This window comes from Paenarthrobacter sp. Z7-10 (assembly GCF_026932795.1).
Classification (GTDB): domain Bacteria; phylum Actinomycetota; class Actinomycetes; order Actinomycetales; family Micrococcaceae; genus Arthrobacter_M.
In genome coordinates, this window is record NZ_JADPVH010000023.1 from 41,944 (window position 1) to 57,450 (window position 15,507).

General features: G+C 65.4%; 10 protein-coding genes and 1 tRNA gene. 8 read left to right on the forward strand and 3 right to left on the reverse strand.

What is annotated here, in order from left to right:
- Positions 1-78 precede the first annotated feature (78 nt).
- The 3 genes from IV498_RS08840 to IV498_RS08850 all read right to left on the reverse strand — a co-directional run bounded on the left by IV498_RS08840 (position 79) and on the right by IV498_RS08850 (position 5,361).
- Positions 79-2,715: a transglutaminase family protein gene (locus tag IV498_RS08840; RefSeq protein ID WP_269046193.1), complete on the reverse strand. Its 2,637-nt coding sequence runs from the start codon at positions 2,713-2,715 to the stop codon at positions 79-81.
- Between the two features lie 146 nt (positions 2,716-2,861).
- On the reverse strand, positions 2,862-4,274 hold the full coding sequence (locus IV498_RS08845; protein WP_269046194.1) for a DUF58 domain-containing protein: 1,413 nt from the start codon (positions 4,272-4,274) through the stop codon (positions 2,862-2,864).
- A gap of 4 nt (positions 4,275-4,278) precedes the next feature.
- The gene (locus tag IV498_RS08850; RefSeq protein WP_269046195.1) at positions 4,279-5,361 is read right to left on the reverse strand and encodes an AAA family ATPase; all 1,083 of its coding nucleotides are present in this window, start codon (positions 5,359-5,361) and stop codon (positions 4,279-4,281) included.
- A 219-nt stretch (positions 5,362-5,580) separates the two neighbouring features.
- On the opposite strand from IV498_RS08850, the gene IV498_RS08855 reads away from it, so the two are divergent.
- The 8 genes from IV498_RS08855 (at position 5,581) to IV498_RS08895 (ending at position 15,276) form a co-directional block, all read left to right on the forward strand.
- A complete protein-coding gene (locus IV498_RS08855; protein ID WP_269046203.1) occupies positions 5,581-6,510 on the forward strand; it encodes a TatD family hydrolase in 930 nt (309 codons plus the stop codon).
- A gap of 324 nt (positions 6,511-6,834) precedes the next feature.
- Positions 6,835-8,148, forward strand: coding sequence for a transglycosylase family protein (locus tag IV498_RS18855; protein WP_330059345.1), 1,314 nt, complete (start codon positions 6,835-6,837; stop codon positions 8,146-8,148).
- A 167-nt stretch (positions 8,149-8,315) separates the two neighbouring features.
- Complete coding sequence (rsmA, locus tag IV498_RS08870; RefSeq protein ID WP_442951327.1) at positions 8,316-9,167, forward strand: 16S rRNA (adenine(1518)-N(6)/adenine(1519)-N(6))-dimethyltransferase RsmA; 852 nt, start codon at positions 8,316-8,318, stop codon at positions 9,165-9,167.
- A gap of 142 nt (positions 9,168-9,309) precedes the next feature.
- A complete protein-coding gene (locus IV498_RS08875) occupies positions 9,310-10,272 on the forward strand; it encodes a 4-(cytidine 5'-diphospho)-2-C-methyl-D-erythritol kinase (protein WP_269046196.1) in 963 nt (320 codons plus the stop codon).
- Positions 10,273-10,352: 80 nt separating this feature from the next.
- The gene (locus tag IV498_RS08880; RefSeq protein ID WP_269046197.1) at positions 10,353-12,257 is read left to right on the forward strand and encodes an ABC-F family ATP-binding cassette domain-containing protein; all 1,905 of its coding nucleotides are present in this window, start codon (positions 10,353-10,355) and stop codon (positions 12,255-12,257) included.
- A 190-nt stretch (positions 12,258-12,447) separates the two neighbouring features.
- Positions 12,448-12,522 (forward strand) — tRNA-Gln (locus IV498_RS08885).
- 130 nt (positions 12,523-12,652) lie between these two features.
- Positions 12,653-14,299, forward strand: coding sequence for a bifunctional UDP-N-acetylglucosamine diphosphorylase/glucosamine-1-phosphate N-acetyltransferase GlmU (glmU, locus tag IV498_RS08890; protein ID WP_269046206.1), 1,647 nt, complete (start codon positions 12,653-12,655; stop codon positions 14,297-14,299).
- On the forward strand, positions 14,296-15,276 hold the full coding sequence (locus tag IV498_RS08895; RefSeq protein ID WP_269046198.1) for a ribose-phosphate diphosphokinase: 981 nt from the start codon (positions 14,296-14,298) through the stop codon (positions 15,274-15,276). The genes glmU and IV498_RS08895 overlap by 4 nt, the downstream gene beginning before the upstream one ends.
- Positions 15,277-15,507: the final 231 nt, after the last annotated feature.

The following is a 15,507-nucleotide window of genomic DNA, read 5'->3' on the forward strand; positions in this document are numbered from 1 at the left end:
TATGGATCGACTGAGCCGTTGGTGCTCGATACGGGCGCGTATCGAGCACCAAGTGCACACTCGATGGGTGGTGGAGGGTCACTCCGCCGGGCGGTCGCTGGGGTGGCGGAAGACCGTCCTGCGCCCCGTCGGGTTCAACCGGCCGTGCCACCAGGGGGACCAACGGCTCAGTGTTGAGGCTGGCAGCAGGCGTGCCCGCAGTCTGAGTGCGGGCGAAGCCTCGGCGCGCAGCAGCAGGTGCACTTTGTCCAAGTCGCCAGCGAGTTCTGGCCCCCGCCCACGTCCCTGCGGGAGGGAGGCGAGGGGAACCGGGGGGCCGTACGTGCTGCGCTCATAGGACTGCAGCAGGCTTGCCACGGATCGGGCCGCGGTTGTGCCGACGGTGCCCGGCGCATCCATTCCCGGCACTTCCTGCGTCGGCACTTCCTGCGTCGGCACTTCCTTGGCCGACAGGTCCCTGCCCGGCACTTCCTGCGTCGGCACTTCCTTGGCCGACAGGTCCCTGCCCGGCACTTCCTGCGACGGCACTTCCTTGGCCGACAGGTCCTTTTCCGGCATTTCCTTGCGCAGCAGGTTGCTGTCCAGCAGACGCGCCGCAAAGCCACGTGGAGTGTCACTCGCCAGCGGGGTCAGGCCGTAGTCGCCGGCCAAATCCTCCAACTCAGCCCAAGCCACAGCGGCTGGATCGGGGGCAGCCGCTGCGGACCACTCCGCTCGCCCAGCGCCGGGGCGTCCAATTCGGCGGCCAGAACCGCCAATGGAGCTTCGGCCAAGCGGCTTGCCGGAGGAGGACTCCCGGGAGCCCGACTGCAGCAGCGCCATGCGCTGTCGGCGCAGGTGTTGGCGGGTCAGATACGGTGAAGCCAGGATGAGCAGCACCAGCAATGCCCCGAGCGCTGGCCAAGTCACTGTCCTGAGCGTGGATCCTAAGTCAGCCTGCCCACCGCCGCCGGTGGTCGTCGGGACGGCAGGGGCGTCGGAGGGGGATGGCTTCGACCTTGAGGCGCTGTTGGGCGTGAGCGAATCGTCCGGGTTGGTGATGTCGGCCCCCGGCACCACCGGAGCCTGCGCATAAGCGGGGACCTGCCCGCGGCTGGGCGTTGGTTCGAAGGGTACCCAGCCCAAGCCCTCAAAGTACAGCTCCGGCCAGGCATGCGCGTCGTGCGCGTCAACTGCGTACCGGGTCAGCACGGTTCCATTGGAAACCACCTTGGTGCCGGTGACCCGACCGGGGGCATACCCCACGGCAATCCGGCTGGGGATCCCCGCCTCCCGGGCCATCACGGCCATCGCCGCCGCGAAGTGGACGCAGTATCCACTTTTGACCTGCAGGAACGTTGCCAGCACGTCCATTCCGCTGCCGTCGTACCCCTGTTTGGCTGGTGTCTGTTCGGAGTACGTAAAATCCGGTCCGCGCAGATAATTTTGGATGGCCATTGCCTTGTCATACGGCGCGGGCGCGGTGCCGGTGATCGCGAGCGCCGTGGAACGGATGATCTCGGGGGTGTCCTTGGGCAGTTCCACAAACTGCTTGTCAAGCGAATCGCGGGGGGCATTAACCACCTCGGACAGCGCCTTTCGGGTCAGTTCGGGCATGACCGAGCGCACGGTGTATTTCTGGTGTGCCGAATTGGCATCCAGTCCCCGGATCGAAAGGGTTTCCGGGTCCCAGGTCCAGCGGCCGTCCAGCCCGTTGACGCTCAAGGGCGCATACGGTGCCGGCAGCCACGGACTGCTGAAGTCCTGGGAATCAATCTCGGTGGTGCTGACGGTGCCATTGATCACGGCCGCGGTGGAAACGTCGTCGTTCATGCGGCTTGGGTCCAGCCGCCGCTGCCCGGTCCTGTCCGTGGGTTCCCACGAATTGCCGGCAAAGTCCTCCAAGGTGGTGGAGCGCAGATATACGGGAGTGGCGGAATCGGTCGCATAAAACATCTGGCCCTGGCTGTTTGGATTGCGCAGATCGTTGCCCAGCGTGACCATCGGGTTCAGTCCGGAGACCTTTCCGAACGGATTGAAATGCGAGCCCTCCGGGAATGTCCCGCTGCTGAAGCCGGGGATAGCAAGCGGCAGGAGGACGGTGACGACGACGGCGGCAGCACCAATGCCGACGGCTCGCCGGCCGAGTCCGCCGGCAGCGGCGGGAAGACTCCTATCCGAATTGTGCGGTGCAACTCTCTGGCTGCAGGCCAGGATCAGCAGATAACCTGCGGCCGCACCGAGGAATCCCAGCGGACCCACACTGTCCACTTTGACCAGAGCGGGGACAAGCAGCACCGCCAGCATGCCCAGTCCACTGGCAGCCGGCATGCTCAGGCTGACGGCCAGCACATCGACCAGCAGTGTTGCCAGCCCCAGCCCAACGCAGGTCACCAGCAGGATTCCCGGGCGGGGATCAACCGGGGCCACACCCCCAATCACGGTGTCGGAGGTCAGCCGCAGCAGCGGTCCCAGTTCAGCGAGGGTGGCACGGGTGGGAATGAGCCCCAGAAACGAGCTGGAGTTGAAAAATTCCAGCGTCAGCACCACGACCAGTATCCCGGCACCAAGCACCGGGACCAGGACCTCCGGCACCCGCAGTGCACGGCCCACGGCGGTGCCCAGCAGGACGGCGCCGACGGTGAAAATTGCGTAGCCCAGCCACAGCCAGCCGCGCAGCACTCCATTGAGACCCAGTGCGCTGCCGGTCATGGCGACGAAGATGGCACCCGCCATCAGCCAAGGCCGCGGTCCAATCGTAAACCGGCCCGAACCTCCCGACGAGCGACCCCGTCCGAACACGGACCCCGTGCTTCCCGGCCGGGGAACCGGGGACGCGGGGCTGCCCGCAGCCCCGCCGCCACTCTCCTTGGTCGGGGCGCTCATGAGCGTGGGCCCACGGTGGGAGCCCGGCCGGAGTCGAGGGCCGTTTTGCCGCTGGGCGCGGTGAAAAATTGTACTTCGTCAAAATATGCCCAAGCGGAGGGCAGGGACGTCCTATAATTGGCCGCCATTGCACGCCAGCCACCCAGCCGCAGCGTCTCCAGAATCGGGTGGGCCTCCTGCGGCCGGTCTGTCACCACGATGGCGAAGGCATTGGCGCCGAATTCCGCGGCCGGGGCCAGGCGGTGTGCCTCGGCCGAAGTGAGATTTCCAAGCAGTGCGATCAAAGGACCGCGCCGGCGATGCATGGCCAGTTTTTCCAGCAGCGCTTCCCCGAGTACGGGGTGCCCGCCGTTGGTCCTTGTTCCGGTGGCACTCTCGTCCTCGTCCAGTTCCAGGGCTGCCAGCGAATCGGCCACAGCGGACAGTCCCGAGGAGCCGGAATAGATCTCTTCTTCCGGCCAGGGCGCGGAGGATGAGGTATGGAAGCCGGGTGCGGCATGGACGTCGAGCACCCGCAGCGCGAAGTTTTTTTCCACCAAGTGTGCGGCGATGGACATCGCCGCCACAACTGACCACTCGAAGTTTTCGGTGGTTATCAGCTCTGGATGTTTGCCGTCGGGTCCTGGCGTGGCGAAGGGGCCCATTCCGCCAGCAAAGGCGCTGAGCCGGGTGTCCAGCACGAGCGTCGCTTCCGGCGTGGTGACGGATTCCTCCTGCCGTATCATGAGCGTGCCTTGCCTCGCGGTGGCTGGCCAGTGGACGCGGCGCATGGGATCGCCGTAACGGTATTCGCGGGTCATGACATCGTCGTCGCTGGGATTGGCGCGCTGTGTGGTGGCCGTGATGCCGTCATTTCCACGCGCCCCGGAGAGTCTGGTGTCGGGCAGATTAATGGCCGCGGGCGTGACGGTCAGCAGATCTGACCCATTCACCTCATGCCGGTGCAGGCTCAGACCGAATGGGTCGGAGAATTCGGCGCTCACGGGACCGATGCGGAACTGGCCGCGTTTGCCGGATCGCAGATGATATTCATACCGGCTCAGGCCGGACGCCGCCGCCGAGCGGGACGGGTAATAAAAGGACGGCGGCTCGCCGAACCGCGGCGGCAGCTGCTCGGCCATCATCACCCGACCTCCTGGAAAACCGTCTCCGCTGATGGCGAGGCTGACCGTCGTCGTCGACTGTGTTTCCACCGATGCCGGCGAGAACTCGCGGTAAACGGCGAAACCGGGTTTGAGCAGCCGGATGCCCAGCACCGCCAACAGTGGCAGCGCGATCAGGAAAATCCCCAGCGCCAGCAGGTCGCGGCGGCCCATCACCTGGGCCAGCAGCAGGGCAAAAATTCCGCTCACCAGCAGCCCCCAGCCGCGCGGGCGGAGGAATCGGTGCGGGAACCAGCTGAGATCCATGGCGTCAGCCCCGGTGGAACGCCCTGGCGGCAGGGCTGCCGCCCTCGATATCCACCGGCAGCGAGGCCAGAATGGCCGCGATGATGCTTGATGGCGTCTCACCGGCGCTCGCGGCCTTACGCTCCAGCAGGATCCGGTGTGCCAGCACCGGATCTGCCACGGCCACCACGTCATCCGGCAGTACGTAGTCGCGGCGGCGCAGGGCCGCATAGGCCTTGGCCGCGCGGAGCAGCTGCAGCAGTGCCCGCGGGCTGGCGCCAAGACGCAGCTGCGGATTTTCCCGGGTGGCCCGGCCGAGGGCAACCGTGTACTCCTTGACCGCGGCGGAGACATAAACGGCGTGCACGGCGACGACCATATCCTGGACCTCCGTGCCCGTCGCGACGGCGGAAATGCCCTCCAGCGGCGAAACGGACTGGTGCGTCTGCAGCATCTCGACTTCCGCGGCGGCGTCTGGGTAACCCATTGAGATGCGGGCCATGAACCTGTCCCGCTGAGCCTCCGGCAGCGGATAGGTACCTTCCATCTCAATTGGGTTCTGAGTGGCCACCACCATGAAGGGCTCGGTCAGGCGGTAGGAGGTGCCGTCCACGGTGACTTGGTGCTCTTCCATGCATTCAAGCAGGGCGGACTGGGTTTTCGCGGACGCGCGGTTGATTTCGTCCCCGATGACGATGTTGGCGAAGACCGCGCCCGGCCGGAACTCGAACTTCTGCGTCGACTGGTTGTAGATGGACACCCCGGTGATGTCGGAGGGAAGCAGGTCGGGAGTGAACTGGATACGGCTGACGGAGCAGTCGATGGTCCGCGCCAGGGTCTTGGCCAGCAGTGTTTTTCCGACGCCGGGGACGTCCTCCACCAGCAGATGGCCCTGCGCCAGCAGAACCGTCAGTGCCAGCTCCGCCGCTTCGGCTTTGCCGTCCATGACGGTGTTGATCGAACGCAGGATCCGTTGGCTGATCTCGTGAAACCGCTCGGCCGTCATGGTGGACGGGGTGCGCGGACTGCTCACTGGCGTGCGCGGTCGGTGGCCGTTCGTTGGCTCCGGCGAGGCTTCCTGGATCAGCGTGGGGTTCTCGGAGTCCATCAGCGCACCTTTCGGGCGAGCATTCGCGGCCGACTGCGATGCCGGGATACGGCACGAAGGTCCAACCAAAGGTCAATATTGTGATCAACGTTACTAGCTCAACCCGCTGCTGTCCGAAGGAGTTCCCGGATGGGTTTGTCCGCGGCTCAGTACCGGTGCTTCCGCGACCCGGACCCGCGGCATCCGCGGCTCTGCCTGGGCGCCGGTAAAGTTGGCGCCATGTGCAGCAGCGAAGTTCCCGGACCCTACCGCAACGACAGCAGCGATGGCCGGGCACCGTCGGGTGGAAGGACCCGGACCGACGACGGCGGCCGCCGGGTGCTTGCGTATCCACCCGCCCCGGAACCGCTGCCGGTTGCGGTGATGGACAACCACACGCATCTCGATTTCCAAGACGGTCCAGTCCAAGTCAGTATCGGCGCGGCCTTGGATGCTGCGGAGTCGGTTGGCGTGAAGGGTGCCGTCCAGGTGGGCACCGACCTGGAATCGTCCCGCTTTACCGTAGCGGCACTGGATTTGGACCGCCGACTGCTGGGCGCCGTCGCCCTCCATCCCAACGATGCGCCGGAACTGGCCGCCGCGGGAACCCTGGAAGCGGCCCTGGACGACATCGAATCCCTTGCCGCTCACCCGAGGGTCCGGGCGATCGGCGAGACGGGACTGGACTATTTCCGCACCGATGCCCCCGGGCGTCCCGACCAGCGATACTCCTTTGGGCGGCACATCGACATCGCCAAGCGGCTCGATCTTGCCCTGCAGATCCATGACAGGGACGCCCATCAGGACGTCGTGGCGACGCTGCACTCCGAGGGCGCTCCGGAGACCGTGGTGTTCCATTGCTTTTCCGGCGACGAGGATCTGGCACGGATCTGCAATGACAACGGCTGGTACATGTCCTTTGCCGGAACGCTGACCTTCAAGAACGCGGACAACCTCCGGCGCGCGCTGGCGGTTGCGGATCCGGCGCTGGTGCTGGTGGAGACGGATGCCCCTTTTTTGACCCCGCATCCCTTCCGCGGCCGACCAAATGCCAGCTATCTTGTGCCATATACCGTGCGCGCCATGGCCTCGGAACTGGACGCCGATCTGTCCGAATTGTGCGGCCGGCTGGCGGCGAACACGGAAGCCGTCTACGGCTCCTGGGATTGAGTGGAGCCGGCTGCTGTCTGGTGCCCGGTCCGACTACTCTTGGTGCCCGGTCCGACTACTTGTTGGTTAAAGATCACGGTTAGGTTACGCTGAGGGACTATTAGCCGGGGTCGGGGAAGACCAACGGGTAATTTCACCCTTGTTTTGGCACCGTTTCGGCGGTGTTCGGGAGTGCCGTTCGCAGTGCACCATCTGTCGCGAATGAGCGCGCCCAAATCGTGATTTTGCCGGCGCACGCGCCTGCCAGCTGGAGGCCGACTTCGTCCTCCGCGGCGTGCATGCGCAATTCCCCGTGCCCGGATGCTTGAGTAGTTACGGGTCGCAGTGAACAATTTCTTGTCAGCCAAGGGAAGGCCCGGTCCGGCCAAAATCGCTGGCCAGGCGCTGGTACTGGTAACACTTGTGTCGGGTCTGGTTGCCTTCGCAGGCAACAACAAGACCATCACGGTCCGGGTCGACGGACAGGCCAGTTCCGTCCAGACGTTCGGCGGTTCTGTCAGCCAGGTGCTGGACCGGGCCCACATCACGGTCAAACCCGCGGACCATGTCAGTCCCGCGCTCTCCGCCGCCGTCGATGACGGCACCGTCATCACGGTTAATACGTCGAAGGAAATCCAGGTCAATCTGGACGGCGCGCAGGCCACGGTTCAGACCACATCGGCCAAGGTCGCGGATTTGGTTGACCAGCTGGGCATCACGGATAGTGCGACAATTTCCGCACCGCAGGGGATGCTGCTGGCCAGCTCGGACATCATTGACATCACCACCCCCAAGACCGTTCGGATTCTGGTGGACGGCCGGAGCTACAGCAGGACGACGACGGCGGTAACGGTGCGGGATCTGCTCGCGTCCGCAGGCGTCACGTTGCGTTCCGCGGATCGTGTGTCCCAGCCCGCTGAGGCTCAGGTGGTTGAAAATATGGTGGTCAAGGTTTCCCGGGTTAAGACGACCCGCAGCACCGAAACCACGCTCATTCCCTTCCTGAGCGACAAGATTATGGACGGGACTATCTACAAGGGCCAGCAAAGGGTTACCCGCGCAGGTGTGATGGGTAAACTCCTGACCAACTTCAGGGTGACCACCATTGACGGCCACGTGGTCAGCCGGGTGCAGACCGGGCGCCGCGTCGGAACCCCCGCCGTTGCCCGGCAGATTGCTGTCGGTGCCAAGGTGCATCGTGCCGCGCCCGTCCCCGCCCCGGTGGCGACCCCCGCTGCGCCGCCGCCAGCTCCGGCCCCCACCGCGGTCGTGGCACCGGCAGCTCCGGCCCCCACCGCGGTCGTGGCACCGGCAGCTCCGGCCCCCACCGCGGTCGTGGCACCGGCAGTTGTCCCGGCGCCGGTCAGGGCCGCCGCGCCGTCCGCCGGTAATTCCGGCGCCAGCGCGCCGGCACCGAACCGCGCCGGGATGTGGGATCGGATCGCGCAGTGCGAGTCCGGGGGCAACTGGTCCATCAATACCGGCAACGGCTACTACGGCGGATTGCAGTTTGACATCGGTTCCTGGCTTGCCAACGGTGGCGGCGCCTATGCTCCGCGTGCCGATTTGGCCTCCCGCAGCCAGCAGATTGCCGTGGCCAACACCTACTATGCCAAGGCCGGCCTGGGTCCGTGGGGCTGCGCCGGAGCTGCCGGATAACTGACCTGAATCCGCGCCCGTTCCTCGTTTCCGTTCCGGTCCGCCGGTACCCAAACGGGGATCGGGCGCAGTTTTTGCCGGCGGCCAACTACGATGGCAGAGTGAATGACCCCGACGCCGTTGAGCCGGCTACGTCCAATCCGGAGGCGCCTGGCGCAGGGCGGTCCATTCCCCAGTTGCTGGGCGCGACGGAAATCCGCCGATTGGCCGAAGAGATAGGTATCCGTCCCACCAAAACCCTTGGTCAGAACTTCGTGATCGATGGCAATACCATCCGCCGGATTGTCTCCGCCGCGCACCTGGACCCGGACGAAACCGTCCTCGAAGTCGGACCAGGGCTGGGATCACTGACCTTGGGGTTGCTTGATGCAGCCGCCCGCGTGGTCGCCGTCGAAATCGATCCGGTGCTGGCCGCGAAGCTGCCACAGACCATCGCCGCCTTTCGGCCCCAGCTGGCAGCGAACCTGGACGTAGTTCTTTCCGACGCGATGCGGATCACGGAACTGCCTGCCCAGCCCACTGCGCTGGTGGCCAATCTGCCATACAACGTGGCCGTTCCGGTCGTGCTGCACCTATTGGAGCACTTTCCTTCCCTGCGGCATGGACTGGTGATGGTCCAGGACGAGGTGGCGGACCGGCTGGCCGCTCCGCCGGGCTCCAAAACGTACGGCGTTCCCTCGGTCAAGGCGGCCTGGTACGCGTCCACCCGCAAGGCGGGGGTGATTGGCATGAACGTCTTCTGGCCGGCACCGAAAATCTCTTCCGGGCTGGTGTCCTTCACCCGGCGCGAGCCGCCGATCACCCGGGCCAGCCGAAAACAGGTCTTTGCCGTCATCGACGCCGCCTTCGCCCAGCGCCGCAAAACCCTCCGCGCCGCGCTCGCGGGGTGGGCGGAAGGCGGTGCCAAGGCCGAACAATATCTGTTGGCAGCGAATGTGGACCCGAGCGCCCGCGGCGAGGTGATCGACATCGCCGCTTTCTCCTGCATTGCCGAAGCCAGGCTCGACGCACTCGCCTGAGCTTCCCTGCCGTGGACAGCCGTGGCACCCCGGTCGGAGCTGCGGCGGTGCGCTCTGAGCTGCAGCAGGGGGCCCGCCGTTCTGGGGCGCGGCCGCCTGCGACAGTTGGCCGCAGTAGTTGAACTGGCTTAGGTTTGAGGATATGAGCTCAGTGCGGAATAATTTTGCCGCCCGAACGGTCCGGGTAAAGGCGCCCGGCAAAATCAACGTCTCCTTCCGGGTCGGCCCGTTGCGGCCCGATGGCTATCACGCGGTTGCAAGCCTTTATCTGGCTGTTTCCCTCTACGAGGAAGTCACGGCCACCAGCACCTCGGCGAGCGGCGTCACCGTTTCCATCAAAGGCTGCAGTACCGCGGAGGCTCAGCGGTCCGGTATTCCGCTGGACGAACGGAACCTCGCCGTCCGGGCGGCGCTGCTGATGGCCGACGTGACGGAACGAACCACCGGTGTGCATCTTGAAATTACTAAGCGCGTTCCCGTCTCCGGCGGAATGGGCGGTGGATCCGCGGACGCTGCAGCCACCCTGCTGGCCTGCGATGCCCTCTGGGACAGCGGCCTGGCACGGGAGGAACTGGCCCATCTGGCCGTCGAGCTGGGTGCGGACGTGCCCTTCGCACTGCTGGGCGGTGCCGCCGTCGGCCTGGGCGTCGGTGAATTGCTGACTCCCGCGCTGGCGCCGTCGCCACTGCACTGGGTTTTGGTGCAGGCCGATTTTGGCCTGTCCACTCCGGAGGTGTTTGGTCAATTGGACCGGCTCCGGCTGGCGTCCGGCGCAGAGCCCTTAGATCCCGGCCAGGTCGATCCCGCGGTCCTGCAGGCATTGCGTGCCGGAGATGCCCAGGCGCTGGCACCGGTGCTGGGAAACGATCTGCAGCCCGCATCGCTGGCCCTTGCCCCGCAGTTGGCGGAGGTCCTAGACCACGGCAAACAGCATGGGGCACTGGCCTCGATCGTTTCCGGTTCCGGCCCCACCATTGCACTGTTGGCCGCGGACGAGGCCAGTGCCAGCGGCCTCGCCCAGCGACTGGTTGCCGCAGGTTCCAGCGCCCAAGCTGTGCACGGACCCGTGCATGGCGCAAAACTTGTCTCCGACCTGGTGCACTGAGCCGGCAGCCAGGGCCCCGGCGCTGTCGCCGGCGGTTGGTAGACTGGTACGCCTTGATTCATATCGAAAGCAGATGATCAGTGGCACACCTCCTCGGCGGCGAAAACCTCACCGTCCAGTTCGCGACCCGTACTATCCTCGATGGCGTCTCCGTCGGACTCGAAGAGGGGGACCGAATCGGCATTGTGGGCCGCAATGGTGATGGAAAATCCACGCTGATGCGTTTGTTGGCCCAGCGTCAAACTCCTGATTCCGGCAGGGTAACGGCGCGCCGGGATGTCAACGTTGGCTATCTCGACCAATCCGATGTGCTGGACGCCGATCTCACCGTCGGTGAAGCCATCGTGGGGGATCAGGCCGATCACGAGTGGGCGTCCAATCCCAAGATCCGCGAGGTCATGGGTGGGTTGGTAGGCGAGGTGGACTGGCACGCCAATGTGCACGCGCTTTCCGGCGGCCAGAAGCGGCGGGTGGCACTGGCGAAGCTGTTGATCGGCGACGACGACGTGATCATGCTCGATGAGCCCACCAACCACCTCGACGTGGAGGGTGTTGCCTGGCTGTCGCGGCACCTGAAGAGCCGCTGGCGCGCCAATGCCGGCGCCTTCGTCGTCGTCACCCACGACCGCTGGTTCCTCGACGAGGTCTGCACGCGCACGTGGGAGGTCCACGACGCCACCGTTGACCCGTTTGACGGCGGATACGCCGCCTACGTTCTGGCCAGGGCCGAACGTGACAGGTCCGCGTCTGTGGTTGAAAGCAAGCGGACCCAGCTGGTCAAGAAGGAGCTGGCCTGGCTGCGGCGCGGCGCTCCGGCCCGCACAGCCAAGCCTAAGTTCCGCATCGAGGCGGCCAATGAACTGATTGCCGACGTGCCCGAGCCGCGCGACTCCGTTTCGCTGAGCAAAATGGCCACAGCGCGGCTGGGCAAGGACGTGCTCGATCTGGAGAATGTGACGCTCAACTACGGCGGGCCCGACGACGGCGGCAGGCCCTTGCTGGAGAACATCACCTTGCGTCTGGCCCCGGGCGAGCGGCTCGGCTTGGTGGGGGTCAACGGTTCCGGTAAAACCACGCTGCTGCGCCTGCTCAACGGTGAGATAACGCCCACCTCCGGTCGGCTCAAGCGCGGTTCGACGGTGCAGACCGCCGTACTCAGCCAGGAGGTTACGGAACTGGACGACGTGCTGGACCTTCGTGTGATCGAAGTGATTGAGCGCGAAAAGCGGTCCTTCAACGTCGGTGGAAAGGACCTCTCCGCCGGTCAGCTGGTGGAGCAGTTGGGCTTCACGAAGGATAAGCAGTGGACGCCGGTGCGCGACCTTTCCGGTGGTGAACGGCGTCGACTTCAGCTGTTGCGGCTGCTGGTTGGGGAGCCGAACGTGCTGATGCTGGATGAACCAACAAACGATCTTGACACCGACACACTGGCCGCCGTGGAGGATGTGCTCGACGGGTGGCCCGGGACCCTCGTGGTGGTTTCGCACGACAGGTACCTGCTGGAGCGCAGCACCGACCATCAGATGGCGCTGCTGGGAGACGGCCAGATCCGGGACCTGCCCGGCGGAGTGGACCAATACCTTGAGCTGCGCGAGGCCACCCTGTCCGGCAAGCCATCCGGAAATTCGTCCGGCCAGGGTCCGGGCACCGGCAGCACGGTTCCGGCTCTGGCATCCTCCCGGCAATCGGCGGGCGAAACATCCTCGAATAGTTCCGCAGCAGGGGGGTCCGGTTCTGCCGGTGCAGCTAAGGCGGCACCGGGGCCCAGCGAAGCGCAAAAGCGCGAGGCCCGCAAACGACTGAACCGGATCGAACGCCAGCTCGGAAAATTGGCACAGCAGGAGCAGAAACTTCACGACCAGATGGAAGCTCGGGTGGGCGACCATGAGTTGCTGTCCGGGCTGAATAAGAAGCTGCAGGAACTTGGGGGGCAGAAGGAAGCGCTGGAGCGCGAGTGGATGGAAGCCACGGAAACGCTGAGCTGATGCTTGCCCGGATAAAGCTGATGCTTGCCCTCAGGAACAGGCCGTGTTGGTCCAAGCCGGACGCCGCGGCGCCTCCGGTGTCGGGTCAAGTCGCAATTGCCCCCGTGGACATGGCAAACTAGATTCTTGTGCAGCCGTCCGGTCGGCTCCCGTTCCTGCGGGGTCCTCCGGAACCAGTGGTAATGCATGGTCCGCCCTGGTGTAATGGCAGCACCCCAGCCTTTGGAGCTGTGGAGTATAGGTTCGAATCCTATGGGCGGAACCACTGAGCCCGCGCACTTGACCAGCAAGGAGTCCCGTCTGTGAGTCTTGAGTCCACCAGCTCCGAAGCTGAATCGACAACAGGAACGGGGCCGGCAGCGGTCATCGTGCTGGCCGCGGGCGCAGGAACCCGGATGAAATCCCGTAAGCCGAAGATCCTGCACGAATTGGGTGGAATCTCGATGGTGGGACACGCGTTGGCAGCGGCCAGGGGCCTGAATCCCAAACTGCTCGCCGTCGTCGTGCGGCATGAACGTGATCTGGTGGCGCGGCACATCGCCGGGCTGGACGAATCGGCCGTTCTCGTGGACCAGGACGACGTTCCCGGCACCGGCCGCGCTGTCCAGATAGCTCTCGTGGCATTGGACGGTCCCGGTACTGCGGACGAAGCCACGGCCGACGGCGGTGCTGCTGCGCCCGGCGGGCCGGACGGTCCCGGTACTGCGGACGAAGCCGGGGCCGACGGCGGTCAGACAGCTGGGCCCATTGCGGGCACGGTGGTGGTCACCTATGGCGACGTGCCGCTGCTCAGTACCGACCTGCTGCGGGAGCTGGTTTCGACCCACGAGCGGGACGCGAACGCAGTCACGGTGCTGACGGCCGTCCTTGAGGATGCCACAGGGTACGGCCGCATTCTCCGCTCCGGCCCCGGCCCGGACAGCGCGGTGCTCGGGATCCGGGAGCACAAGGACGCCAGCGCAGCCGAGCGGGACATTCGTGAAATCAACTCCGGCATTTATGCCTTTGACGCCGCTGTGCTTCGCGCCGCGCTGGGTCAGGTCACGGCGGACAATTCGCAGGGCGAGATGTACCTGACCGATGTCCTCGGCATTGCCGGCGCCGCTGGCGGCCGGATTGCCGCGGTCGTCACGGCAGATCGGTGGCAGGTGGAGGGCGTCAACGACAGAGTCCAGTTGGCTGTGCTCGGCGCCGAGCACAACCGCCGCACGGTTCAGGCTTGGATGCGGGCCGGCGTCACAGTCATTGATCCGAACACCAGCTGGATCGATTCCACGGTGCTGCTCGAGGAGGACGTCACTATCCTGCCCGGCACTCAACTGCACGGCAGAAGCACCGTGGCCCGGGACGCCGTCGTCGGCCCCGACTCCACCCTGACCCACGTTCAGATCGGCCCGGGAGCAACCGTCACCCGCACCCATGGTTCCGGTGCCGTGATCGGCGCCAATGCCAGCGTTGGCCCCTTCACCTATCTGCGTCCCGGCACGGTACTCGGCGCGGATGGGAAGATCGGCGCTTTCTATGAGACGAAGAACGTCACGATCGGCCGCGGTTCCAAGCTCTCACACCTGGGCTACGCGGGTGATGCCGACATTGGTGAGGACACGAATATTGGCTGCGGGAACATCACCGCCAATTACGATGGCGAGCACAAGCACCGCACAGTGATCGGATCAGGCGTCCGAACCGGGTCCAACACGGTTTTCGTTGCACCGGTAACCGTGGGCGATGGCGCGTACAGCGGTGCGGGCGCGGTGATCCGCAAGGACGTCCCGGCTGGAGCCCTGGCACTCAGCATTGCCCAGCAGCGCAACGCCGAGGGCTGGACGCTGGCCAACCGCCCCGGTTCTGTCTCGGCCGAACTCGCGGCGGCCGCCACGGAATCGGCATCAGGGTCCGCGTCCCCCGGTTCCGCGTCCCCGGGTTCCGCGTCCGCTGAGCCCGCGTCCGCAGGGTCCGCGTCCGCTGAGCCCGCGTCCGACGGCTCCTCCTCCTCCTCCTCCCGCAGCCAGGAACCAACAGAAAAGGGCAACCGATCATGAGCGAAATTACCGCACGTGGCGAGAAGAAACTGGTTCTCGCAGCCGGACGGGCGCACCCGGAGCTCGCGCGGGAAATCGCCAAGGAGCTGGACACCGAGCTGCTTCCGATGGATGCCTATGACTTCGCCAACGGTGAAATCTACGTCCGTTCGGCGCAGAGCGTCCGCGGAACGGATGCCTTCGTGATCCAGGCGCATCCGGCGCCGCTGAACAATTGGCTGATGGAACAGCTGATCATGATCGATTCGCTCAAACGCGCCTCCGCCAAGCGCATTACCGTCGTTTCCCCTTTCTACCCCTACGCCAGGCAGGACAAGAAGGGCCGGGGCCGGGAGCCGATCTCAGCGCGGCTGGTGGCGGACCTGTACAAGACCGCCGGTGCGGACCGGATCATGAGCGTGGACCTACACACCTCGCAGATCCAGGGCTTCTTCGATGGTCCCGTGGACCATTTGATGGCCATCCCGCTGCTGGCCGAGTACATCCGAACACGCGTCGGAGCGGAGAACATTACAGTCGTTTCCCCGGACACCGGCCGCGTCCGGGTGGCCGAGCAGTGGGCCGAGCGTCTCGGTGGTGCGCCGTTGGCCTTTGTGCATAAGAGCCGCGACCTTACGGTACCCAACCAGGCTGTATCCAAGACCGTGGTGGGGCAGGTGCAGGGGCGGACCTGCGTGCTGATTGACGACATGATCGACACCGGCGGCACCATTGCCGGTGCCGTCCAGGTGCTCAAGAACGCCGGGGCCAAGGACGTCATTATCGCGGCAACGCATGCTGTGCTCTCCGATCCGGCCGCCCGCACGCTCTCCCAAAGTGGAGCCCGCGAGGTGGTGGTCACCAACACGCTGCCTATCCCGGCGGAGAAGCGCTTCCCGCAGTTGACGGTGCTCTCCATCGCGCCGTTGATCGCCCGGGCTATTCGTGAGGTGTTCGACGACGGCTCGGTCACCTCGCTGTTCGACGGTCGGGCCTGAGGCATCCGGAGACTCAACTGGGAATGCATCCGTTGCGGATCTGTTTTGTTCAGCCATCACCGGGTGGACTGGGCAGGTTACTGATCTGGGCGAGTTCTAGCGAACGTTGCAACACCCCCGACTAATCGGGAGTTGCAGCACCCATGGAATCAGCAGCAGTAAGTAGTTCATCGTTTTTGGGGAAGGGTTCGTCTTTTACGCAAGGGTCGGGTTTCCCGGTCAGGTCACGTC

What these genes read in the sequence shown, in the direction of transcription:
- IV498_RS08840 (WP_269046193.1), bottom strand. Translation starts at nt 2,715, where the DNA reads ATGGCGGGTGCCATCTTCGTCGCCATGACCGGCAGCGCACTGGGTCTC.
- IV498_RS08845 (WP_269046194.1), bottom strand. Translation starts at nt 4,274, where the DNA reads ATGGATCTCAGCTGGTTCCCGCACCGATTCCTCCGCCCGCGCGGCTGG.
- IV498_RS08850 (WP_269046195.1), bottom strand. Translation starts at nt 5,361, where the DNA reads ATGGACTCCGAGAACCCCACGCTGATCCAGGAAGCCTCGCCGGAGCCA.
- IV498_RS08855 (WP_269046203.1), top strand. Translation starts at nt 5,581, where the DNA reads ATGTGCAGCAGCGAAGTTCCCGGACCCTACCGCAACGACAGCAGCGAT.
- IV498_RS08875 (WP_269046196.1), top strand. Translation starts at nt 9,310, where the DNA reads ATGAGCTCAGTGCGGAATAATTTTGCCGCCCGAACGGTCCGGGTAAAG.
- glmU (WP_269046206.1), top strand. Translation starts at nt 12,653, where the DNA reads ATGAAATCCCGTAAGCCGAAGATCCTGCACGAATTGGGTGGAATCTCG.
- IV498_RS08895 (WP_269046198.1), top strand. Translation starts at nt 14,296, where the DNA reads ATGAGCGAAATTACCGCACGTGGCGAGAAGAAACTGGTTCTCGCAGCC.